At 40.1% G+C, this 25,115-nt stretch carries 22 protein-coding genes; 18 read left to right on the top strand and 4 right to left on the bottom strand.

The genetic code is table 11. From position 1 onward, the window contains the following. Positions 1 to 57: 57 nt before the first annotated feature. From D0S24_RS14985 to D0S24_RS15005, 4 genes are all read right to left on the bottom strand, one after another. On the bottom strand, positions 58 to 777 hold the full coding sequence (locus D0S24_RS14985; RefSeq protein ID WP_117020668.1) for a gluconate 2-dehydrogenase subunit 3 family protein: 720 nt from the start codon (positions 775 to 777) through the stop codon (positions 58 to 60). Positions 778 to 781: 4 nt separating this feature from the next. Next, positions 782 to 2,503 (bottom strand): GMC family oxidoreductase, encoded by a 1,722-nt coding sequence (locus D0S24_RS14990; RefSeq protein ID WP_117020669.1) that lies wholly within the window; start codon positions 2,501 to 2,503, stop codon positions 782 to 784. A gap of 356 nt (positions 2,504 to 2,859) precedes the next feature. Then, positions 2,860 to 3,606 (bottom strand): DUF6503 family protein, encoded by a 747-nt coding sequence (locus D0S24_RS15000; RefSeq protein ID WP_117020671.1) that lies wholly within the window; start codon positions 3,604 to 3,606, stop codon positions 2,860 to 2,862. Between the two features lie 104 nt (positions 3,607 to 3,710). Next, positions 3,711 to 5,945: a TonB-dependent receptor domain-containing protein gene (locus tag D0S24_RS15005; protein WP_117020672.1), complete on the bottom strand. Its 2,235-nt coding sequence runs from the start codon at positions 5,943 to 5,945 to the stop codon at positions 3,711 to 3,713. 273 nt (positions 5,946 to 6,218) lie between these two features. On the opposite strand from D0S24_RS15005, the gene D0S24_RS15010 reads away from it, so the two are divergent. The 18 genes from D0S24_RS15010 to D0S24_RS15095 all read left to right on the top strand — a co-directional run bounded on the left by D0S24_RS15010 (position 6,219) and on the right by D0S24_RS15095 (position 25,010). Beyond that, positions 6,219 to 6,635, top strand: a complete 417-nt coding sequence (locus tag D0S24_RS15010; RefSeq protein ID WP_117020673.1) for an HYC_CC_PP family protein — start codon at positions 6,219 to 6,221, stop codon at positions 6,633 to 6,635. A gap of 102 nt (positions 6,636 to 6,737) precedes the next feature. Beyond that, entirely contained in the window at positions 6,738 to 10,571 is a 3,834-nt protein-coding gene (locus D0S24_RS15015; RefSeq protein ID WP_117020856.1) for an efflux RND transporter permease subunit, read from the top strand. Then, positions 10,568 to 11,791 (top strand): TolC family protein, encoded by a 1,224-nt coding sequence (locus tag D0S24_RS15020; protein ID WP_117020674.1) that lies wholly within the window; start codon positions 10,568 to 10,570, stop codon positions 11,789 to 11,791. Before D0S24_RS15015 ends, D0S24_RS15020 begins: the two co-directional genes overlap by 4 nt. A 4-nt stretch (positions 11,792 to 11,795) precedes the next feature. After that, complete coding sequence (locus D0S24_RS15025; RefSeq protein ID WP_117020675.1) at positions 11,796 to 13,583, top strand: efflux RND transporter periplasmic adaptor subunit; 1,788 nt, start codon at positions 11,796 to 11,798, stop codon at positions 13,581 to 13,583. 47 nt (positions 13,584 to 13,630) lie between these two features. Then, positions 13,631 to 16,057, top strand: coding sequence for a multicopper oxidase domain-containing protein (locus D0S24_RS15030; protein ID WP_117020676.1), 2,427 nt, complete (start codon positions 13,631 to 13,633; stop codon positions 16,055 to 16,057). Between the two features lie 3 nt (positions 16,058 to 16,060). Continuing rightward, the gene (locus tag D0S24_RS15035; protein ID WP_117020677.1) at positions 16,061 to 17,359 is read left to right on the top strand and encodes an APC family permease; all 1,299 of its coding nucleotides are present in this window, start codon (positions 16,061 to 16,063) and stop codon (positions 17,357 to 17,359) included. 12 nt (positions 17,360 to 17,371) lie between these two features. Further along, entirely contained in the window at positions 17,372 to 17,527 is a 156-nt protein-coding gene (locus tag D0S24_RS15040) for an SHOCT domain-containing protein (protein WP_117020678.1), read from the top strand. A gap of 40 nt (positions 17,528 to 17,567) precedes the next feature. Further along, complete coding sequence (locus D0S24_RS15045; protein ID WP_093978480.1) at positions 17,568 to 17,954, top strand: DUF302 domain-containing protein; 387 nt, start codon at positions 17,568 to 17,570, stop codon at positions 17,952 to 17,954. A gap of 71 nt (positions 17,955 to 18,025) precedes the next feature. Continuing rightward, complete coding sequence (locus D0S24_RS15050; RefSeq protein WP_093978481.1) at positions 18,026 to 18,655, top strand: DUF3347 domain-containing protein; 630 nt, start codon at positions 18,026 to 18,028, stop codon at positions 18,653 to 18,655. Next, entirely contained in the window at positions 18,656 to 19,108 is a 453-nt protein-coding gene (locus D0S24_RS15055; protein WP_093978482.1) for a heme-binding domain-containing protein, read from the top strand. Between the two features lie 24 nt (positions 19,109 to 19,132). Next, the gene (locus D0S24_RS15060) at positions 19,133 to 19,651 is read left to right on the top strand and encodes a DUF3347 domain-containing protein (RefSeq protein WP_093978483.1); all 519 of its coding nucleotides are present in this window, start codon (positions 19,133 to 19,135) and stop codon (positions 19,649 to 19,651) included. 146 nt (positions 19,652 to 19,797) lie between these two features. Further along, entirely contained in the window at positions 19,798 to 20,328 is a 531-nt protein-coding gene (locus D0S24_RS15065; RefSeq protein WP_093978484.1) for a hypothetical protein, read from the top strand. A gap of 350 nt (positions 20,329 to 20,678) precedes the next feature. Continuing rightward, complete coding sequence (locus D0S24_RS15070; RefSeq protein ID WP_093978485.1) at positions 20,679 to 21,359, top strand: class I SAM-dependent methyltransferase; 681 nt, start codon at positions 20,679 to 20,681, stop codon at positions 21,357 to 21,359. A gap of 57 nt (positions 21,360 to 21,416) precedes the next feature. Then, positions 21,417 to 21,905, top strand: a complete 489-nt coding sequence (locus tag D0S24_RS15075) for a nuclear transport factor 2 family protein (protein WP_093978486.1) — start codon at positions 21,417 to 21,419, stop codon at positions 21,903 to 21,905. A 16-nt stretch (positions 21,906 to 21,921) separates the two neighbouring features. Beyond that, entirely contained in the window at positions 21,922 to 22,503 is a 582-nt protein-coding gene (locus D0S24_RS15080) for a DUF2911 domain-containing protein (protein ID WP_093978487.1), read from the top strand. Between the two features lies 1 nt (position 22,504). After that, positions 22,505 to 23,221, top strand: a complete 717-nt coding sequence (locus D0S24_RS15085) for a PepSY domain-containing protein (protein WP_093978488.1) — start codon at positions 22,505 to 22,507, stop codon at positions 23,219 to 23,221. A gap of 493 nt (positions 23,222 to 23,714) precedes the next feature. Then, positions 23,715 to 24,281 carry an AraC family transcriptional regulator gene (locus D0S24_RS15090; RefSeq protein ID WP_093978489.1) on the top strand — a complete coding sequence of 189 codons (567 nt, stop codon included), beginning with the start codon at positions 23,715 to 23,717 and terminating at the stop codon, positions 24,279 to 24,281. Between the two features lie 81 nt (positions 24,282 to 24,362). Further along, positions 24,363 to 25,010 carry a trans-aconitate 2-methyltransferase gene (locus tag D0S24_RS15095; protein ID WP_117020679.1) on the top strand — a complete coding sequence of 216 codons (648 nt, stop codon included), beginning with the start codon at positions 24,363 to 24,365 and terminating at the stop codon, positions 25,008 to 25,010. Positions 25,011 to 25,115: the final 105 nt, after the last annotated feature.

Raw genomic sequence — 25,115 nt, forward strand, 5'->3', positions numbered from 1 at the left:
ATATTTGCCTTTGGGGCCAGATGCTATGCTCTTGAGAAAAATAAGATAGTTTATGGGCTATGTCAATAAATTGCCATCGCTATCCCACTCGGCCAGAATGCCCCTTTTACTTTGGTCCACACATTTTGCGAGCCATTCTTCTTCGTAAGCAACTCCGTGCTGTTTCAGTACATCTTCCGGTACGCCATCCCAAACCGTGGGTGTGTTGCCTTTATAGCCCAAATCCTGAATGCCGATCTTAGAGGTATAATATCCGGTAATCGTCAAATTTCTCATCAACGAGAAAAACTGTATTTCCAAAGGGCGTTCGGCCTCGGGGACTTTGATATCGGGGTAGGCGATGGCATCCAATAGTTGTTTTTGTTGTTCTTCCGGTGCCGATTTAAATTCTGCACCAAATTCGGTATTGCTACTATGGTCCAACCACATCAGACCGCCTCGGAGGGTTGTCTGCATTTCAGGAATATCCTTGGCCATGAACTCTATAAAATCGGGAACCCCGGCATCCGATGCACTACCAAATTCTTCATTGGCGGGCAAGATTAAATCACCCAGAACGGCAATGGTTTCCAGCTCGTGTTCGTTGAAAAACTGTTCCTTCTCCAGTTCCACGATCAACCCCTTTTCCTTTGGGGTTCTTCCATATTTGTAGTTGTAGCCAGGTAAGGCCTTGGTCTGTTCCGCCTTGGCCTCTGCTTCCGGTTTGCATCCGTGTACGGCCAATCCTCCTGCGACCGAACCCAAAATAATAGATTTTATACTGTTTCTTCTGTCCATTTTCCTAGATATTTTGCTGTTTCAATTGTTCGATGATATAGTCCGATGTTCTCCAAGAGAGGGCCAAAATGGTCCAGGTTGGGTTCTTGTCCGCTTGGGATACGAAAGGGCCCGCATCAACGATAAATACATTATCCGTGTCGTGAAGTTGTTGAAACTTATTGGTTACCGAAGTTTTGGGATTATTGCCCATTCTGGTAGTGCCTACCTCATGAATGATCCAGCCTGGCGGGGATATGCCATAATCCTCTTCCTTGATGGGTTTTGCGCCCAACGCTTCCCCACCCATATTGTGGATCAGTTCTTCAAAGGTATCCTGCATGTGCCTTACCTGTTTGCGTTCGTAATTGGACCATTTGTAATGGAAGCGAAGTACGGGAATACCAAATTCATCGACCTTGGTAGGGTCTATTTCGCAGTAATTATCCTTCATGGCAATAGATTCGCCCCGGCCTCCAAAGCCAAGGACAGCCCCGTAATATTTTTTGATATCCTCCCGGAGGCCTTTGCCATATCCTCCGACAGTTGTCCCAAAGAACTTGTTGAACTCATTTACATTGAACCCGAACCCATAGTTAGGCATGCGCATACCGCCCCATACCTCGATATGGTAGCCACGCGGAAAATCCAATTTCTTATTATCGCCCCACCAAGGGGAATAAACGTGCATGCCTCCCACACCATCCTCATTATAGGATACTTTACGGTTCATCAGGCCTGGGATAAAGGCCGCCCTGCTCGCCCCCGTGGAGTCGTGCAGGTACTTTCCGACTATATCGCTGCTATTGCCCAATCCATTTGGGTGATGGGCACTTTTGGAATTTAGCAGTATACGGGCCGTGCTACAGGCCGATGCTGCAAGCACAACGACCTTTCCCTTTAGCTTATATTCTTTTCTATCCTCTTTGCTGATGTAGGAAACGCCCGTTGCCTTACCTTCTTCATTGGTCGTAACCTCCCTTACCATGGCATTCACAAATAGATCGATCTGGCCTCCGTTTTTTTGTGCGGGGAAAATCAAACAGGTTTCCGAAGAGAAATCGGCATATACCATACACGCCCGATAACATTGCCCACAATAAAAGCAGATGCCCCTATCGGGATTTATCATCTTGGTAAGGATAGACATCCGTGAGGGATAAACAGGTATGTTCGATTTTCGTGCTCCGCGTATATAAAAAAGTTCGTGTAGTCTTGGTTTGGGAGGGGGCAGGAAGAAACCGTCCGGATCATTGGGCAAGCCTTCATTGGTGCCAAAAACCCCGATCAATTTGTCCACTTTGTCATAATATGGCTTGACATCCTCATAGGAAATGGGCCAATTGTCGCCTAATCCATCCTCGTTTTTTTGCTTAAAATCCTTGGGGCCAAATCGTAATGAAATCCTGCCCCAATGATTGGTTCTGCCGCCGAGCATCCGAGAACGGAACCATCTGAAATTGCTGCCCTCCATATTGGTATAGGGCTCTCCCTCAATATCCCAGCCACCATAGGCACTATCAAAATCGCCAAATGGCCTCACGGTGCCCGCCCCTCTTCTCGGAGATTCCCATGGCCACTTTAGCTGTGTCATTTGTTCAGGATCTTTGGGATCAAAAAAAGGGCCTGCCTCCACCACGGCAACCTTTAGACCCGAATCGGCAAGTATTTTAGTGGCCATTCCACCACCTGCCCCAGAGCCGACGATGATAACATCATACATTGTCGAAGATTCCTTTATCTGCATGGTTTCCGGTTTTAAAGAGATTCGTTCTTTCGGCAAAAATCCATCATTTCAAAACAGTCTCTTAGAAAAATTCAAGTTAGAACTTTATTGGATTCATGGGTTCTGTATGCTTTTGCCATTCCAATTGAATTATTGGAATAAATGTATGCAACCGCAAAGACCTTCTTCTACACAATTTTCTTTCTTTTTTATACAATTTCCTCAAAAAATGCTTTCAGATCCCAACATTTAAAAAAACCGGTATAGTTCCTACACTAGGTGGAAAGACGTATAACTTTGGTGATAGAACATATGTAAGGAACTTATCTGAATAGGTGTTTGTAGTTTTTAAGAATACTATACTGGTAGGCCAAAATTTAGGATTTTGGAATTGCTTTTATTTTCACATTTTTTAATTCTATAATGGAAAGCTCTTCCAGTTTTCCATTTTCAAAGGCTTTTTCAATTTGCCCGAAAGGAACCCCGTCTTTTATTTTCGGTTGCAGGTTCCGATAGTCCTGTATGGTAACGCCGTTAACGGTACGTTGATTATATGCCTCGCGAAACCGCATCCCTCCTTTACCGGTAAAATACTTATAGGCCAAGTAGTCCATACTATAATCCTCAACATCGAACCAGTAAAGGAACACGTCCTCAAAATCAACGCCACCGCCCTCCTTTTTAAAGGTTACACGAATCTTATGGTATTCTATTCCTTTGATAAAGGTGGTGCCCTTATTCTCAAGAACAACGGCAGGGTCTTTTAGCCACAAGGGAAGAAATGCAAAGTACATTACGGAATTGACTGAATTTGTATAGGCATTTTTTCTTTCCTCCGTGATAGATGCCATGGTTTCGTCAATATAACGGGTAAACCCTTTATTGGTATATATATCCCTCACCAAACTACTGTCCCTGTTCTTACCGATTCTTGTATAAGTAAATTGTCCGTTTTGCCGTTTGTAACTATAGGTATGCTTACGGAAGGTAAAGGAAGCCTCTGCATTTTTCATTTTTTCCATACCCGATACCTCAATGGCCTTGTCCACTATCCTTTCTTGTGCCAAGCTAAGGAAGGGCAAAATCAAAAGGGAAAAGAGTAATTTTCTTCTAAAGGCTTTCATATATATTTCAATTTTTTTAATTCATGATTCTTCGCTACAGGGAATAAAATCAAAAATAACTTTATACCATTAGGTACAACGATACTTAATCTTCGATTTTTATTTCAAAAACCATAGGCTAGTGAAAAGTTGATGCCAAAAGGATGCCCCGGTCTTAACCCTGCCGGAACCCTGGATACCGCATAGGTTTCATCCATTAAATTGATAATGTTAGTAGAGAAGGTGATGTGTTTATTGTAAAAATATCGACCCGACAGGTCAATAACATAATTGGAATCTACTTTTTGGTTTTCCGGTATTGTGCCCGTTCCCGCTCGCGTCCTAAAGGCGTCGGTATAGCGCAAACCCATATCTAGTGCAAATTTTTCATGCTCCAATCCAAGATTCAAATTAAACTGATTTTTGGCGATGTAAGGAATTTCATCGCCTTCCGTGACCTCTCCGAATATATCGGTATCACTTTCAAAGGAACTGAGGAACTTGGTGTCGGTCAAGGTATAGGATACCGATACGGGAAGTCTTAACTTTTCGGAGCTGTTCTTTAAAAAATCGTAGTTCAACAATACCTCTACCCCGCTTACCCGTACCTCGCCTGCATTGAATTGGTCAAGGCTGCCCGTACCGCCAGTGGCGGCAAGGTCGCTTCCCAGTAGGTTTTGATAATCATTGTAGTACGCTATTATTTCGCCTTTTAGACCACTGTGGTTGAAACGTGTACCCAGTTCGTAATTTATGCTTTGTTCCGGATTTTGGCCGTCAGTATTTCCTGGAGGAGAAAACCCTTTGTGAATTCCACCAAAAACGGACAAATTATTGGCAAAGCTATAATTGGCACCCAATCCCGGTATCCAAACATCCACCCTGTTCTCCCTTTCGGAAAGGTCAATGCCCGACCTCGCCGCATCGTTGCTTCCATAATCCGTTCTACCCAACGTTATATTCTCATAGCGCAGGCCCGGAGTAACTGTCAGTCCGTTAATACTTAATTTATATAAAAAATGCGCAGCGACGGCTTTCGCATAACTTATACGATTGGCATCTTCACCCTTTTCGCCTACTGTAGTCCTTATTAATTCTTTATTTTGAAATGCATACCTGTCCACCCATTGAAATCTGTCCTCGTCATCTTCGTGATAACGTATTCCCGCTTCCAGGGTTTGTAACCAATCCGAACCCCATCGTAATTTGGCTATGGATTGAACACCATTTGAGGTGTATGTTCTGTTGTTTGCCTTTATACCGAACACGTCTTCGGAAGTATCGCTATTTCCCAATAATGCATTGTACTCAATGGCGTACCTCTCAGGGTCTGCGAGCACATTGTTGATTCCGACACGCTCCCCCAGATTAACATCATCCAATTTATACCAATTGCGCTTGAACTTATTAAGGTAGCCTGTGGTTTGTATGCTCAGTGCCGGGGAAAGTTTTAAAAAATGGGTCAATTGGTACTGTTGGTGTTCCGAATCCATCACATCTTTTGACGAAGCCCGATACCTGCGGTACGGATTTTCCTTGAAATCTATATCTGTCAGTCCCAAATACGTTTCATTGGCCTTCTCCTCGGAATACTGAATTTTAAATTGAAGGGACTGATAGAATCTGGCATCTTCATCAGTACTTATACGGAACTTTGCCAAATAATCCGATTTATCGAAACCTGTATTGCCGCCCCCGTCCAAGTTTTTAAAGCCATTGGAATTGTAGTTGTAGTACTCACTAACAAACCCAAAATTCTGATAGTTGTCACCAACGACAACCTGTGTATTTCTTGAGTTGAAATTACCGGCAGACAACACGACCCTTCCCAAAAGTTGGTCGGGAATGCGAGTTGAAATCATGTTGATCGCTCCGCCTGTCGTATTTGGCCCATACTGAATTTGACTGCTTCCTTTCAATATTTCCACAGCTTGCATTCGGCCAATGGTCGGAAAATAATACGCTGCCGGGGCACTATATGGGGCCGGGGCAATTAAGACACCGTCCTCCATAAGGTTGATCTTGGCACTCCGCTCGGGTGAGGTACCACGTAAACTTATATTTGGCCGAAGACCAAACCCATCTTCTTCATATATATTGATCCCGGGCACACCTTTTAGGGTTCTGTTAATATCGTTGTAACTAAATTTTAGGAGTTCTTTATCCGATATGTAGACCGCAGAACCTGTCCTATTCTTTGCCTCGAACGTACTACCTAGTATGGAGTTGCCGTTCACAATGACCTCGTTCAACACCTCGGTTTTAAGGGCCGTAGAATCTTTCCGATCTAGAGTGTCTTGGCTCAGCACCTTGGTATAAAAAGAGAGAAAAAAGAGGGATATTAGAAATGGCTTCCACATGTTGTATTTATTTAGATTTAATAAAAATAAATTACAAACGTAGTTGATTTCTACATACCTTACAAAACTATTTATAAAAATTCTAAATAAACTTTCTTGAAGCCCTTTATGTTGATTGATTGAGGGCCACCCATTTCTAAAAAGATGATATTTATCATGTAATAAAAAATTGAAATCAACTAGGTTTGCCCTTTCTAATAATGGAATTCTGCAATTCTAAATTTTTGTTAAACTATAGCCTTACACTAAAATTTTTGTACTTTTGCATAGTATATGAAGAGTATTTTTCATAAAATAGTATCTTTTTCGATGGCACTTTTGGTGCTGTTCTCGACCTTTTCATTCACGGTCGAGCAGCATTATTGTGGAGATACCTTGGTTGATTTTTCCATGTTCGGCAAGGCAGAGTCTTGCGGTATGGATATACAACAACTGTCCAATTCCCATGATGACAACTTAAAAAAAATAGGGTGTTGTGAAGATGAGACTCTTTCTGTCTTAGGACTGGATGACCTAAAAGTTTCGCTTGAAAAATTAAATTTTGAGCAACATAAATTTGTAGTTTCTTTTGTATATAGTTACTTAAATCTTTTTGAGGGGTTACAAGAGAACATAGTTCCGTTTAACCACTACCCTCCACCTCTCTTGGTTAAGGATATTCCTATCCTACACCAGACTTTCCTTATTTAAAAGCTTTCTTATGAAGTTTTGCCGTGCTATTGATTTAGTATGGCTAAGGGCATTTCTTGCCTTTGGAACATTTCTTTTAATTCCAACCCAATATTTCATAAAATGCTTAATAACATTATTAAATACTTTTTAGAGAACAAGTTAGTTACTGTTCTTATATTATTTGCGTTAATCTTATGGGGTGTTTCTACCTCACCGTTCAATTGGAATACGGGATTTATTCCTAAAGATCCTGTTCCAGTAGATGCAATACCGGATATTGGTGAGAACCAGCAAATTGTGTTTACACAGTGGCCAGGTCGCTCACCACAGGATATCGAAGATCAGATATCCTATCCAATGACCACTTATTTACTTGGCATACCGGGTGTTAAGACCATTAGAAGTTCGTCAATATTCGGATTCTCTAGTATCTATATTATTTTTAATGACGATGTTGAATTCTACTGGTCGCGGTCCCGGATTTTAGAAAAATTAAATTCACTTCCAGCCGGCCTTTTGCCAGATGCCGTAACGCCAACTTTAGGTCCCGATGCTACAGCTTTAGGTCAAGTATATTGGTATACATTGGAAGGTAGGGACAAAGATAATAACCCTACAGGCGGTTGGGATCTGCACGAAATACGCACCGCACAGGACTTTTATGTAAAATACGGCTTAAACGCAGTTGATGGCGTTTCAGAAGTTGCCTCTATCGGAGGATTTGTTCAGGAATATCAAATTGATGTAAACCCCGATGCCCTTAAAGCATATAATATTCCATTGCATCGTGTCATGCAGGCCGTACAGAAATCTAACAAAGATGTTGGGGCAAAGACCATCGAAATCAATCAGGCCGAATATCTCGTTAGAGGTCTCGGCTATGTAAAAAAGACAGAAGACATTGAAAAAGCGGTGGTTGCCGTTCAGGATAATGTTCCTGTGCGTATTAAAGACATAGGGGTTGTCAGTTTAGGGCCTGCTACACGTAGGGGTATACTGGATAAAGGTGGTGCCGAAGTGGTAGGAGGTGTTGTGGTTGCCCGTTACGGTTCCAATCCGCTAGCGGTCATCAATAACGTTAAGGACAAAATCAAGGAAATTGCTCCTGGATTACCAAAAAAGACCTTGGCCAATGGGGTAGAGAGCCAATTGACCATCGTACCGTTCTATGATCGCACGCAATTGATCCATGAAACTATAGGTACTTTAGAAAATGCCCTCTCCCACGAAATTTTGATCAGTATCATTGTTGTGCTGGTACTGGTACTTAACTTGCGTGCGTCCATTATAATTTCAAGTCTTTTGCCTGTTGGTGTATTGATGACTTTTATAGTCATGCAATATGCAGGAGTAGATGCCAATGTTGTAGCGCTATCAGGTATCGCGATTGCCATTGGAGTCATGGTGGATGTTGGAATTGTTTTTGTTGAAAATATAATCCGGCATTTGGAAATGCCCGAGAACCACGGTGTTAAGGGAAAGGAACTCATGCAGGTCATTTATAAGGCAACGGTGGAAGTAGGATCGGCTATCACAACGGCATTGGCTACTACTGTAGTTAGTTTTGTGCCTGTTTTTGCAATGCAGTCGGCAGAAGGAAAATTGTTTAGGCCTTTGGCATTTACAAAAACATTTGCACTATTAAGTGCGTTTGTTTTGGGTATTATCGTGCTTCCTGCTTTGGCGCATTTTGTAATGGGTATAGATTACAATAAAAAGCGAGTACGCCGTTTCTGGTCTATTCTGTTAATTGTAGCAGGAATTCTTTTTGCTTTTTATGCACATATGTGGTTGCCATTGGTTATATCGCTTATTGGTTTAAATAACCTTATGGAACCTAAATGGCCCGAGAAATATAAATTATATCCCAACTATATTAATTTAGGATTAACAATCTTTATAGCCTCCTTTTTCCTAACGGAAGAATGGATGCCATTAGGGCCTCAAAATGGGATTATTATTAATTACTTCTTTGTGTTGTTTTTAATTGGAATCATACTAGCAGCACTTATGGCGATTGTTCATTTTTACACCCCTGTATTGAAATGGTGTCTGGAAAACAAAGGAAAGTTCATGCTTATCCCCTTTGTAACATTGTTTTTTGGGGTATTGGTATGGATAGGGTTCAATACGACCTTTGGATTTGTAGCTAAAGGTTTGGAAACAGTAGGTTGGAAGAGTGTTAGGCAATCTTCAGGTTGGACAGCTGCATCAAATCTTTTTCCTGGAATAGGTTCAGAATTTATGCCATCATTAAACGAAGGAAGTTACCTCTTAATGCCCACTTCTATGCCACACTCTGGGGTGGAATACAATAGGAATGTGGTAGGGCAAATCGACATGATGGTAGGGAAAATTCCTGAAGTAGAACTAGTGGTTGGGAAACTGGGACGCGTAGAATCTGCACTTGATCCCGCACCAATTTCTATGTATGAGAACATCATCAATTACAAGCCCGAATTTATTCTAAACGAAGCAGGGCATAGGGTTCATTTTAAAGTGGACCGCAAAGACAGATTTATTACCGTTCAAAAGGATACCCTTACGAACGAAGAGGCATTGGCAAGAGGAATTATCGAAGAGGACTTGATTGTGGATGAAAATGGAGAATTTTTTCGAAATTGGAGGCCACATATTAAATCACCGGATGATATATGGGATGAAATCGTAAAGGTTACCAAAATACCTGGGGTTACTTCAGCACCCAAATTACAACCGATTGAAACACGTTTGGTGATGTTGCAAACAGGTATGCGCGCTCCTATGGGAATAAAAGTATATGGTCCAGATCTGAAAACAATAGAAGATTTTGGTATGCAACTGGAAACAGTTTTAAAAGGAGTACCATCCGTTAAATCGGAAGCTGTATTTGCCGACCGTATTGTAGGAAAACCTTATTTGCACCTCAATATAAACAGGGATGAAATATCTCGATACGGCCTTAATGTTGAAGATGTACAACAAAGCATCGAGACCGCCATTGGTGGGATGAAGATTACTTCTACTGTTGAAGGTAGGGAACGGTTTCCGGTCAGGGTACGTTACCCAAGGGAACTTAGGGATGATCCCGAATCATTAAGTAAAATTTTAATCCCAACCCCGGTAGGGGCACAAATACCGCTTTCCCAAGTAGTCGATTTCGAATATGTAAGAGGTCCGCAGGCCATAAAAAGTGAAAATACCTTTTTGGTAGGCTACGTGCTTTTTGATAAAAGGGATGGGTTTGCTGAAGTTGATGTGGTAAATGACTCACAGGAAGCCATTCAACAAAAAATTGATTCAGGTGAACTCATAGTCCCTGCTGGAATAAGTTATAAGTTTTCCGGTAGCTATGAAAACCAGATCAGGGCAGTGAAAAGGCTGTCCATTGTAATACCGATCAGTTTGATCGTGATATTCTTGCTCCTCTTCTTTCAATTCAAGACTGTCATTGCGTCATCCATTCACTTTTCAGGAGTATTTGTCGCTTTTGCCGGAGGATTTATCATGTTATGGCTTTATGGACAGGATTGGTTCCTTAATTTTTCCATTTCGGGCGTAAATATGAGAGATCTTTTTCAAATACATACTATCAATTTGAGCGTTGCCGTTTGGGTCGGTTTTATTGCACTTTTCGGTATTGCGACAGATGATGGTGTAATAATGGGTACCTATATTCACCAGGTCTTCGAAGAAAAGAACCCTCAAACAATTCCTGCTGTTAGGGCAGCCGTTTTGGAGGCTGGGAAAAAAAGGGTGCGACCAGCGATGATGACCGCTGCGGTGGCAATCATTGCTCTTTTACCGGTGCTTACTTCTACTGGTAAAGGGGCCGATGTAATGATTCCTATGGCTATTCCAACTTTTGGCGGAATGACCATACAGATCATGACCATGTTCGTGGTGCCTGTTCTTCAGGCTTATTGGAGGGAAACGGTCATTAAAAATCAAAACAAAAAAATTGAAAAACAATGAAAAATATAATTATAACCGTAATATTATTTAGTGGTTTGGGCTTACAGGCCCAAACATTGGAAGATTATTTCAAGATTGCAGCAGAGAATAACCCCGGATTACTTTCACAATACAAGGAGTTTGAAGCTGCCTTACAAAAAGTACCTCAAGTAAGCACCTTACCTGATCCATCTTTTTCGTTTGGATATTTTGTTTCACCAGTCGAGACAAGGGTTGGGCCACAACAAGCACGTTTTTCATTAACACAAATGTTTCCTTGGTTTGGGACATTAAAGGCTCAAGGAGATGCCGCTACGCTTATGGCAGAGGCAAAGTACCAGTCTTTTTTGGATGCCAAGAACAAACTCTATTTTGATGTCTCGGCCGCTTATTTTCCATTGTACGAACTCAAGGAGTGGATAAAAATCGAAGAAAATAACATCGCTATCTTGGAATCCTATAAGACCATTTCCAATTCAAAGTTCAAAAACGGCAATGGAACCCTTGTAGATGTACTACGTGTAGATATTATGTTAAAGGAGGCCAAGACAAATTTAGCAATTCTGAACAAAAAGGAAAGTCCATTAAAGGCAGCGTTTAATAAGCTACTCAACCGCGTCGAAATGCAACCGGTTGTCATAGCTGATTCCATTGTTGTTGAACCTGTTCTATTGGACTATAATAAAGATGCGCTTGCTATAGATCATCCACTATTGAATTCAATAGATTTGAAGACAAAAGCAAGCGAGGCATCAGAACGTGCAGCAATTAAGCAAGGATACCCAAAACTAGGGTTAGGCTTGGACTATGTAATGGTGGGTGAGCGTACAGACATGACTTTAGTCGATAATGGGAAGGATGTATTGATGCCAATGCTAACGGTAACCCTTCCAATATTCAGAGGTAAGTACAAAGCAGCAGTCAAAGAAGCACAATTAATGCAAGAGAGTTATTCATTCCAAAAAAAAGAAATAGAGAACTCACTGAATTCAAACTACGAAATGGCTTTGTTCGATATTCGGCAGCAAACAGATTTGGTTTCATTGTTTGATGAACAAATAGAGGAATCAAAACAAGCATTGAATCTATTATATACGGCATACGGAAACTCGGGAAAAGATTTTGAAGAGGTGCTCCGAATGCAACAACAATTACTAAAATACGATAAACTTAAAATAACCGCACAATCTCAATATAGAATTGCGATGGCCAAACTCGATTATATTACAGCAAAAAAATAGCATCATGACAAGAGAAACTAAAAAAATAATAAGTATTGCAGTATCTACCCTATTTGTGGGGTTATTGCTTGGATGGTTCTTTTTTGGAGGTTCCAAAAACACCACAGTTGATGAACACCAACACGATAGTGAAATGGTCGGGGAAACCATTTGGACCTGTTCCATGCATCCTCAAATAAGACAGAACGAGCCAGGGGACTGCCCAATTTGCGGCATGGAATTAATCCCCTTGGAAAGCGACGACAATTCAGAACTGGACCCAATGGCCATTAGTATGTCGCCAACTGCAATGCAAATCGCTAATGTAGGTACAGAAATTGTAGGCAAGGCCAAGCCTGTAAAATCTGTTCGATTGAATGGAAAAGTTGAGGCTGATGAGCGATCTGTTTATTCACAGTCTTCCCATATTCCTGGACGTATTGAAAAGCTAATGGTCAATTTTACTGGCGAGTATGTCAACAAAGGTCAAGTAATAGCTTCCATTTATTCGCCAGATTTGGTCAATGCTCAAGAAGAACTTTTTGAGGCTCGAAAAATTGTGGAAACAGAACCGCTTCTTTTTAACTCGGCCAAAGAAAAACTGAAAAACTGGAAGCTAACTGATAACCAAATTGCACAAATTTTAGAATCTGGAATTGTTAAAGAAGAACTCCCTATACTGGCAGATATATCGGGTTATGTGACCGAAAAAAAGGTCAATCTTGGGGATTATATCATGAAAGGAATGGCTATATATGAGATTGCCAACCTAAATAGTGTTTGGATCTTATTCGACGTTTACGAATCGGATATGGCATGGGTAAAAAAGGGGGATGTAGTCAATTTTACAGTGCAATCCTTGCCTGGAGAAAGTTTTAAGAGCAAAATTTCATACATAGATCCCGTAATCGACCCTATGACACGAGTTGCAAAGGCTAGGGTAGAGATAAACAATAGCGGTTTAAAACTCAAACCCGAAATGTTTGTGTCAGGTACCGTAGAAGCAGAATTGCCAATAAAATCGGAAGCTATCATAGTTCCTAAAACTGCCGTGATGTGGACCGGGCAACGTTCGGTAGTGTACATAAAGAATACTACAGCTAAGGGTGTTAATTTTATGATGCGTGATGTTACGTTAGGACCGGCTTTGGGAGATGGATTCGTCGTGAATGATGGGCTTCAAGAAGGTGAGGAAATAGCCATTAATGGTACATTCAGTATCGATGCCTCGGCGCAATTGGCTGGTAAGCCCAGTATGATGAATCCCGAGGGTGGTCCTGCCATGACTGGGCACAATCATGGGGGTGGCGCTATGCCTGCCACAAATGGAACACCCAATAAAACGGCTGCTAAAAAAGTATCGGTTAGTCAAAAAGCCAAAGATGCTCTAAAGCCCCTTTTTACTGAATATCTATCCATGAAAGATGCCTTGACAAATGACAACTTGGAAAACGCCAAAAAGGCAGGCTCAAATATCTTAAAAACGGTTGATGGATTGAACATGGCTTTATTTACTGGCGAATCGCACAATGTTTGGATGGGATTGAGCAGTGACTTAAAGAACACGCTTCAGCATGTTCAGCATTTTAAAACACTGGAAGAGATTCGAAAAGCGTTTCAACAGGTATCCAATATCATAATTGGACTGGAAACGTCATTTAACCCCAACGACGAGGCGTTATATGTTATGCATTGCCCTATGGCCAATAACAACAAGGGTGCAGATTGGGTGAGCACTTCCAAAGAAGTAAAAAACCCATACTATGGACAGTCAATGCCTACTTGTGGGGAGGTTACAAAGGAGATTAAATAGGAACTCTCAAAGAGATTTCAATAAATTCTTAAAAAATAATATTGACAATGAAAACTGTTAACACAATATTACTCTTATTCTTAACTTCATTATTATTCGCCCAAGTTGGCACAAATGGTGGGGACAGAAATGAAGAAGGGCGTCCCGTAATTGAGTATAACCTTACCCTGGAACAAAAGGAGATGACCCTTGGAGGCGTAACGGCCAATGGAATGACTATAAATGGTAGTATTCCTGGCCCTACGTTAGAATTTAATGAAGGAGACCTTGCCATAATCAATGTAACCAATAAAATGGACAAAGAAACTTCAGTGCATTGGCACGGATTAATACTTCCAAATTTCTATGACGGTGTACCCTATTTAACTACGCCACCAATTGAACCTGGTACGACATTTCAGTATAGAATTCCTATTAACCAATCGGGTACGTATTGGTATCATTCCCATACAATGTTGCAGGAGCAGAAGGGAGTTTATGGTTCCATAGTCATTCATCCAAAAGAAAAGACATTGGAATATGACAAAGATTTGGTTGTAGTGTTATCTGACTGGACCAATGAAAAACCTATGAACGTTTTGCGTAACCTTAAAAGGGGTAACGAATGGTACCAAGTTAAAAAAGGTACCGCAGTGCCATTAAGTAGAGTCATAAAAGAAGGTGCATTGGGAGCTCAATTTAAGTTTTGGCGCGATAGAATGGAAGGTGCCGATATTGCAGACGTCTATTATCCTGCTTTTTTGTCCAATGGTAAAAAACTAGCAGAGTACCCAGATTTTCAACCCGGTGAAAAAGTAAGGATTCGCTTTATCAATGCGGCAGCATCTACCTATTATTGGATGGATTTTGGAGGAGGCAACCCAATGGTTGTCTCAAGTGATGGTATAGATGTGGAACCTATATCCAAAAGCCGATTTCTTTTCGGAATTGCTGAAACCTATGATGTTATCGTTACCATCCCCGAAGGCACATTAGAAATTACAGCTACAGCGCAAGATGGTTCCGGACATACTTCCGTGCGTTTAGGACAAGGTATACTTTATCCTGCAAAACCGATTGACAGACCGGACAAAGTGGCAATGATGAAGCAAATGGCAAAAATGGATATGAAGATGGGCGCGCCTGCAATGGTAGGAAATCAAAAGAAAAAAACACCAGAGTTTTTGATGCAGAAATATGGAATGAAGATGAAGATGGATATGAAAGATGGACAGATGAACATGGATATGCCCGATAAGATGTCCATGAAGGATGGTGCAATGAAAAAGCAAATGGATATGAACATGAAGATGGATGAGAAAATGCCCATGAACGACGGCAATATGAATATGGACAATACGATGGTAATGAAAAAGGATTCTATTCCAATGAACCATAATAAAACAAGGGACAAAATGAATGACCACATGAATCACGATATGTCCAAGATGCAAAAAGATTCAACAGCTTTTGATTACAATGCACGTAAAACCTATTTCAACTATGATTTTCTAAAAGCTAAGGAAAGTACAACTTACGGGGCGGATATACCGGTAAATGACATTCTGCTCAATCTAACCGGAAATATGCAACGTTACGTGTGGAGTATGAATGGAGTACCATTGTCTGAAACAGATAAGATTAAAATCAAGGGTGGGGAAGTTACAAGAATTACTTTGAATAACATTACAATGATGCACCACCCAATGCATTTACACGGGCATTACTTCAGGGTAATCAACGAAAACGGGGAACGTTCGCCACTAAAACATACCGTTAATGTACCACCGATGCAAAAAGTGGTCATCGAATTTTACAATGAAGAGTATGGCGATTGGTTTTTTCATTGTCACGTATTGTATCATATGATGGGTGGTATGGCACGTGTATTTAGTTATGATACGCCAAGAGACGAACGGATGGCGGAATTTCCAGTACAAAAACTAATTGATGAGACCGACCACTATTATTCGTGGGGGGCTGCTCGTGTAAGTTCAAACTTTAATGAACTTTTTTTGATGTCGAGCAACATTCGTAACGAATTTGGATTACGTGCCGAATTTGATTATGACCAAAATGCAGAGATAGAAGTGAACTATAATCGATACCTCAATGATTGGGTACGCTTGTATGCAGGGGTGAATACCGAAACTTCAACACCAGATTCTTACGATAAATTTAATACTGTTGGATTGGTTGGGGTTAAATACTTTACGCCTTATAGATTTAATGTAGATGTGAGTATGGACCATCAATTGCGCCCAAGAATAAGACTGGACAGAGAGTTGTTGATTTTTCCAAGAATTTTCTTAGAAGGAGAATATGAATACAGAGCGGATTTTGGTTGGGTCAATGATTTGGAAAACAATAAATCTTTTGAAAGTGAAACCCAATGGCTCGTAGGGCTTGCGTACATTGTTTCCAGAAACTTTTCCATACAAGGAAATTACAATAATCGTTATGGCTGGGGTGGCGGTCTGTTAGTTAGATTTTAAGAAATGGCACAATACAGAAAAAATAGCCTGAGCTTGACCGGAGCCGTATCACTTGGTACGGGTGTAATGATCGGTGCGGGAATTTTTGCCCTTTTGGGCCAAGTGGCCGAGCTATCCGGTCAATGGTTTCCCATCGCATTTTTGGTCGGTGCTATTATCTCAGGATTTAGTGCATACTCTTATATAAAAATGTCAAATGCCTACCCATCCGCAGGTGGAATAGCCAATTACCTGAAAAAGATTTATGGCAAGAGTGCATTAACCGCTTCCGGAGCATTATTGATGGCCTTCTCAATGGTCATTAATGAAAGTCTGGTCGCACGAACATTTGGTTCGTACACCTTGCAATTGTTCGATGTGGGCGATGATAGTATTTGGGTTCCTATTTTGGGTGTTTTGCTATTGGTCGTAGCCTTTTTGATCAACATTTCAGGGAACAATATTATTGGCAAATCATCCTTAGCCATGGCCATCTTGAAGATTGGCGGCATTTCCATTTTTGCCATTGGCGGACTTTGGGCCGCTGGGTTTTCGTTTGGCGAGGTACTACCATCCAGCGATTTAAGCGAGTATCCCATTGCAAGTTATTTGGGGGCTTTGGCCTTATCGATTTTGGCGTACAAAGGGTTTACCACAATAACCAATAGTGGGGGAGAAATTGTAGACCCGAATAAAAACGTAGGCAGGGCCATTATCATTTCATTGGCCATTTGCACCTTGGTATACCTATTGGTCGCGTTTGCGGTATCATCTAATCTTTCCATAGAGGAAATTATAAAAGCCAAAGATTACTCATTGGCAGAAGCGTCAAAACCGGCTTTTGGCAAGTATGGTCTTTGGTTTACGGTAGGCATCGCTATTGTGGCTACAATTTCTGGGGTCGTAGCAAGTGTTTTTGCGGTTTCTAGAATGACGGCCATGCTTACCGATATGGAGCTTATTCCCCATAACCATTTTGACATGTCGGGTGGTATCCAAAGGCATATGTTGGTCTACACCGTTGTATTGGCCATCACGTTGACTGTGTTGTTCGATCTCACACGGATCGCCTCCTTGGGTGCGATCCTCTATCTGATTATGGATATCGGAATTCATTGGGGCATCCTAAAAAATTTGAAAAAGGATATAAAGGCAAACACCTACATAATCGCAACTGCCATTTTTCTGGACCTTGTCGTTCTGGGAGCTTTTTTATATATAAAGGCATCGAGCGATCTACTGGTGGTGGTCGTGTCGGCAGTACTGATGGTCCTCATATTTACAGGGGAAAAATGGTTTTTGAAAAGAAATGATAACACTTAAAATAGAGAAGTTATGATGATGTACTGGTGGGTCATAGTCTTGGCCGTGATAGTTATAGGAATTTTTTTCTATGCAGGAAAAAATGGGAAGCAGATGGGAAAAGGAGAAAGTCCCATGGAAATCTTGGACAACCGTTTCGCAAAGGGCGAAATATCAAAAGAGGAATAGGAAGAACAAAAACGAACGATTAATTCTAAAAACTAAGAAGATGAAGTATTATTTTAATAAAACACTCAACGAAGACTTTGACAAAGTAATCGAAAAGGTTACCGAGGAACTAAAAAACGAAGGTTTTGGCATCTTGACGGAAATCGATGTTAAGGAAACCTTGAAAAAGAAACTGGACGTCGATTTCAAAAAGTACAAAATACTCGGTGCCTGTAACCCGCCTTATGCCCACAAAGCATTGGAAGCCGAAGATAAGATAGGCACTATGCTTCCTTGTAATGTAATCGTACAGGAAATCGAGGAGGGTACGGTCGAAGTTGCCGCGGTAAACCCCATGGCTTCCATGCAAGCGGTAGAAAATGAACAATTGAAAGAAGTGGCCGAAGAAATTACCAACAGGCTTGAACATGTAATAGATAAACTTTAGGGGTCGGGATCATCCAAATTACAGAAAACAAAAAGTAACACAAATAATTATAATTCTAAAAAACACAAACAATGAAAAAGGTAAGAGTATCAACAGGAATTTTGGCAATGGCGGTAATTGCACTAGGTGCAACATCGTGCAAGGACACAAAAAAAGAGGGTAGTAGTGCAGATGGGGTACAATCCGAACACATGGATGACAATGGGCACATGGGTGATGGAATGGAAGATCATTCGCAAATGGACCAAGACAATATGAACCAGGGCGGAATGGCCATGATGTCATCAGAAGTTGTCGCGGATTATCTTACGCTCAAAAACGCCCTTGTATCAGATGATAAAGACGGTGCAGCAACGGCAGGAGAAAAGCTGGAAGGTAGTCTTAAGGATTTTGACACGAGCAAATTTTCAGACGAACAACGGGCCGAGTTAACAGATATTATTGAAGATGCCACAGAACATGCGGAACATATCGCCAAAAGCGACATCGGGCACCAACGTGAGCACTTTGATATATTGAGCAAAGATGTCATTGACCTTTTGGCCATTACAGGTTCTGAAAGAACACTTTACCAAGCCTATTGTCCAATGTACAACAATAATAAGGGAGCACAATGGTTAAGTGCCACTGAAGAAATCAAGAATCCTTATTACGGAAGCAAAATGATGACCTGCGGTAGTGTACAAAAGCAAATCAATTAAGTGAAGGCGGTAAAGGTCACAGGATGGATTCTGTTGGTAGCGTTGGTGGGCATCCAGTTTATGCCCACCGAACGCAATCAAAGCGATTTGATACCCAAAACGGATTTTATGGTCGTTAACGAGGTGCCAAAAAATATCGAGAGCATCATCAAAACCTCTTGTTATGACTGCCACAGCAATAATACCGACTATCCTTGGTACAATAAGGTGCAACCGGTGGCGTGGTACTTGGAAGACCATGTGGAGCATGGCAAGGAAGAATTGAATTTTAGCGAATGGGACACCTATTCATCGCGAAGAAAGAATAGCAAACTAAAATCCATTATAAGCCAAATCGAGGATGATGAAATGCCCCTTACATCGTACACGCTCATCCATAGAGACGCAAAACTTTCGGATACCGAAAAGAAAATCGTTTTGGATTGGGTGTCAAAACTAAAGGACAGTTTATAATAGAATAACTTAAAAGTAATAACAATGAAAAAAATAAATAATGGATTTGTGGTCATGTTGATGCTGACTATTTCTTTTGTTTCAGCACAAGATAAGATAAAGTTGAACCATGACCATAGCAAAATGGAAATGAAGCAAACGCCTATTGAGTTCAGTAATGAGAATGTGGCCAATGCCTACGAACATTATGAACACGTAAAAAATGATCTGGTCGGTTCAAATCCTGGAGATGCCCAAAAGGGTGCGGAGATGTTGAACGAAGCACTTGGTAAAGTTGAAGGTGCCGGTGCCGCTTTATCGGCATCCCAAAAGATAGCCGCTACGGATAATTTAAAGGTACAGCGAAAAGCATTTTCAGAATTGAGTACTAAAATGGAAGATATTTTAAGAGGAAAAATAACGGCGGGTAAACTGTATAAGGATTTTTGTCCCATGGCCTTGAACGGGGGCGCCTATTGGTTATCCTCTATCGAGGATATCCGTAATCCGTACTACGGCGCCCAAATGCTCAGCTGTGGAAAGGTTGCGGAAGTAATCCAATAATAAAAGCCTGTTATGGGAAGTAGCGATTTAGTTTGGTTGGTTAGTTGGTTAGCCCCTTCCCTTTCAGGTAATATCCGGTTGGTGTTGGCCAAAGAATTGAAGGCCAATTTTAGTGGTCTTAAAAAAGAAGTCTAAGTAGAAAATAAATGGAAGAATTAAGCCTCGGCATTTTCGTTGTACCCACTATAGCGTTGACTTTGGTCATTTTGGGTTATTTGTATTTTGCGAAACAGGTAACAGACATAGGGGAATATAGGAGGTTTGTGTTTGCAGTGGCAGTAACGTCCTTTATGTTGAATTTTATATGGGAGCTGGCGCAAGGCCCATTGTACGAAGGGTTCGAATATGATTTGAAACATATCTCCTTTTGCGCCTTGGCATCCGTCGCGGATATGTTGATGGTATTCATACTGCTTTTTGCCTTAGGACTAATTTATAAGGATGTGTATTGGATGCAAAATTGGGGTTCGAAAAGTATGTTGCTTTTGGTCCTTGTCGGATTTTTTGGGGCTATTCTAGCAGAGGTTTGGCATACCGCTAGGGGCGATTGGGCCTATGTTGATGCCATGCCACGATTGCCAGTAGCAGAAGTGGGGATTTCGCCCGTTCTTCAGTTTACGATATTACCATGGCTGATTTTTTTGATTTGCAAGAAGTTTATAATGGAAAAAGTATAGTAAGATATAGCTCTGGGTGGGCTTTGGGAGTGTTTTTTGTTTGGTTAATTATTTAGTGTTTCCCATTTCTGCCCAGACGATAGTGTTGAAGGAAAAAGTCCTGTTATGGGAAGGGAATATGTAGTTAATGATTAGTGTTTAATGCCCTTCCCTTGACAGGCACAATAAAAATGTAATGGAAGACTGTTGTAAAGATTGTGGAAAGCATAAGAAACGTAAGTCTAAGCTTAAGAAATGGTTTAGTTATTCGCTTTATATCATCATTGGATCGATAGTCAACTGGACACTGGTCATACAGATCTATAACAATTATTTATTAAAACAGGAATAGTGTTACCAAACGGATTAACATGGTAAAGAAAAAGAACAAAGAATTTATTCCCGCCTTGGGCTATGACTGGTTGACCAAGTTTTATGACTTGACCATTTCAGTTACTATGCCGGAGAAGAAATTTAGAAATAAATTGATTGACCTGTTAAATCCACAAGATGGCGAACAAATTCTTGAGTTTGGATTTGGTACCGGCCAGAATTTAATTATTGCCAACGACCGAAATAGAAACGCAAGCTATACCGGTTTGGATATTGATCCAAAGGTCAAATATATTGCGGAAAAGAAGTTCGCTGAAAATGATGTTGATATCAAACTTGATCTTTATGGGGGAGATATTTTTCCATATCCAGATAGAACTTATGACAAGGTATTTAGCTCATTGGTGTTCCACCAATTGGATAAGAACACAAAGATTTCTTGTTTAAATGAAATCAATAGAGTGCTTAAACCTGATGGAGAGTTAGTTATAGGGGACTGGGGAAAGCCCAAATCCAAACTTATGAGATTACTGTTCTATACGGTCCAAATTCTTGATGGATTTGCCACCACCACCGACAACGTAAATGGACTTATCCCAGATTACATGGTTGAAGCAGGGTTTGAAGACGTTAAAGAATCAAGTTACATAAACACCAAAATTGGAACCTATAGCTACTATCAAGGCAAAAAATCAAGTCCAGCTATCATTTGGAGTTAATAGAATTCATAAAGGAAAAGAACAAAACAGCAATCAATAACCATAATATACAAAGTCATGAAAAAATTTAAAGCAATCCTTTTACCTATGGCGACCGCATTGATTTTCAGTATCGGCCATGCCCAGATTAAAACACCTTCTTCAGAGAAAGAAGCCGTTATTTCTGTTATGAAGGCATATAATGGCGCCATAAAAAATTTAACGACCAATGGCATCTTAGAGCTTTTTTCTGAAAATTCCCAAGTTTTTGAATCAGGCGGCGTTGAGGGTACCTTCGCCCAATATATAGAACACCACTTGGGACCTGAGTTGAAAGAATTTAAAAGTTTCGATTTTTCCGATTATGCCATAGAGGCGGAAATAGATCTTCCCTATGCATTTACCATGGAAACTTACATTTATACCATTGTGTTTAACCCAGATGAAAAAGGCGAAAGTAGAACAATAAAGAAAAAAGGGGTGGCAACTTCAATTTTAAAGAAGATGGACGGCCAATGGAAAATTATTAAAACTCATACTTCCTCTCGGAATATCAAAAACAAATAACCTAAAAACTAAAGCCATGAAAAATCCAAAACCGTTACTAATTATTTTAAGTTTCCTAATAATGGTAGCCTGTAAAGAAGATAAAAAAAATACAGAACCTGAACATAACCATATGGAGGCAGAAAAGGTATCTACTCCCAAGAAAAATTTAAGTCCACATACCAGTAATATGGCAATGGTAGGCGAGGCCCATATCCATATAGATTATTCCTCTCCTGGTGTTCGTAACAGAATTATATTCGGAGGTTTGCTGCCATACAATGAAGTCTGGCAAGCAGGAGCACATATGGCCACTTGGTTAGAGACAAACAAAGATTTAATGATTGGGGGAAAAGAACTCAAAGCAGGAAAATATGGTTTTTTTGTAATACCGAATAAAGAAGAATGGACTGTAATTTTTAATAGCAACTGGGACCAACATGGTAAGGATGAATATGATGAGAAGGATGATATTTTACGCTTTTCGACAACTCCTAGAATTTCAGAAAATAGTCAAGAACATTTAGAATATACAGTCAACAAAACAAGCGATACATCAGGAACTATTAAAATGAGTTGGGAGAAAGTCACTATTGAATTTCCATTTGAAGTAAAATAAGATGGTAAAAAGACAAACAGCACTGAAAATAAGAAAAGTACATCGGTATCTTGGAATTTTTCTGGGAATTCAGTTTCTGATGTGGACCATTAGCGGCATGTATTTCAGTTGGACGGATATCGATGAGATACACGGAGACCAATTTCGACAGGCACCTGTTGAAAAAACCACATTTATGAATCTAATCAGTCCAACAGAGATTAAGTTCGATGCCATAACCTCTTTGGAACTAAGGGAAATAGCAGGAGAGCCTTATTATTGGATTGATCACAGTCAATTGGTCAATGCAAAAACAGGTGCATTAAAAGCTGAAATATCCGAACAGGACGCCCTTCAGGTGGCGAGGAGAAATATGCTGCCTGAACTGAAAGTTAAAAGCATAGAACGCATCGAGGAAGTGGAGGCCCATAGTGAATATCGAGGCAGACCCCTTCCAGCCTTTGTCATATCATATAAAACACCCGAAAATATAAAAGCCTATGTGTCCGTCAAAGATGGTTCGTTCCAAACATTGCGCCATCGCGATTGGCGTTGGTTCGATTTTCTTTGGATGACGCATACGATGGATTATCAAGGCAGAGATAATTTCAACACCTTTGTACTAAGAACATTTTCCTTAATGGGCTTGCTTACCGTGATAAGCGGGTTTACACTCTGGTACATATCCTCCCCAACAATTAGGAAAATAAAAAAGGGGAGTTATTCAAACCAATCTTAACTTGAAATTGAAGAAGATTATGAGGAAAATCGTAAATATGGAGGAAAGGATAAAAGCCCTCGAAGGATAATAGGGCAGAGAAAGAGGGACATTATATAATAATTTCAATTTTGATTTTATTCGTGATAAATGCTTTAATAACGGCGCTAGTCATAGCTTTTTATAAGTAAGTAGGATAATGCAAAGAACACTTAATAAAACTAATATCTCTTTTCGTTGATAGACCAGCCTTGTAGGGAAAATAGCAGTAGATAGTAGATAAATGTAGGTACTAACCCTATTTTGAACTTTTTAAAAGAAGATGACGATGAGCCATAATCGCAGGAAAAGAAGAAAAAACAAGAGAAAACCACCGCAAGGGGGCATTACTAAAAAAGATAGAGCATATGGAATCATTGCTATAGTGCTGTTATTCCTTATGGCAATAATATTCGTTCTTGTACGAACTTTTTCTTAGAGCAAGAAGATGATATAAAATTGAAGGTAGAATCAAATGAGCAATACTATCCATATTAAAAACATGGTCTGCCCCAGATGTATAAAGGCGGTTTCAACCGTTTTGCAGAAATTGGGCATTCCCTACACTTTGATTAAATTGGGAGAAGTGGAATTAGTCTCCGCACTTGACTTGAAAAAAAAATTGTCGTTGTCCATAGAACTTCAAGATGCCGGTTTCAGTTTGATAAACGATCGAAAAAGCCAACTTATCGAGCAAATGAAAAGTCTGGTGGTACAAAAAATCCATCACTCCGATGAAGAACTGGATATAAAATGGCCCGATTTTATCAGTGACAAGCTCAATCTTGATTACAAGTATTTAAGTTCCCTTTTCTCGTCAGTAGAAAGTATTACGTTTGAGCAATACATTATCAATCAGAAAATTGAACGTGTGAAAGAACTCATTGTGTATGATGAATTAACCCTGAGTGAGATAGCATTTCAATTACATTATAGTAGCGTTGCGTACTTAAGCAATCAATTCAAAAAAGTAACCGGAATGACACCTACGCAGTTCAAGAAGTCTGTAGACAAAAACCGAAAATCCTTGGATGAGATTTAAGGTGTGCTTACCGCTATTAAGGGATATTTAAATCAATAGATGATATATTGATTTACCAATGAACCAAATTTAGATATCAAAATGAAATTAGACAGAAAGAAACATTGGGAAACAGTTTACGAAACTAAAAATCCAGACCAGGTAAGTTGGACCCAAGAAATACCAAAAACTTCACTGGAGTTTATACGTTCGTTCAAACTAAATAAAAAGGCAAAAATTATAGACATTGGTGGTGGCGACAGTAAACTTGTTGACTATTTACTTGGGGTAGGGTATAATAACATTACTGTACTTGATATTTCAGAAAAAGCAATTGCGAAAGCTAAAAAAAGATTGGGAGAAAAGGCAAGTAAAGTAAATTGGATTGTAAGCGACATTACCGAATTTAAACCTCATTCGTCTTTTGATGTTTGGCACGACAGGGCAACTTTTCATTTTCTTACAACAGATGGCCAAATTAAAAAATATATTAAGCAAGCGACAAAATTTGTAAGTGGCTATTTAGTAATCGGTACCTTTTCACAAAACGGACCAAAAAAATGTAGCGGACTTGAAATAAAACAATACAATGAAGAGGAATTAACATTGGAATTAAAAAAGGGATTTGACAAAATTCAATGTATAACAGAGGACCACACAACACCGTTCAACACCATGCAGAATTTTCTGTTTTGTAGTTTTAAAAGACAATTGACAGAAAAGCCAGCATTACCTATTCCTACAAGCTAAAAGAACAGAAGTACAATTCGCTAGTTTTAGTTTTTGTCAAAACACGAACCAAAACGAAAAGGACATAATGATCTAAACTTCTTTATCATTTCATATTTATTTTAG

Origin of the sequence: Arenibacter sp. P308M17 (genome assembly GCF_003426735.1) — a bacterium.
Lineage (GTDB): Bacteria > Bacteroidota > Bacteroidia > Flavobacteriales > Flavobacteriaceae > Arenibacter.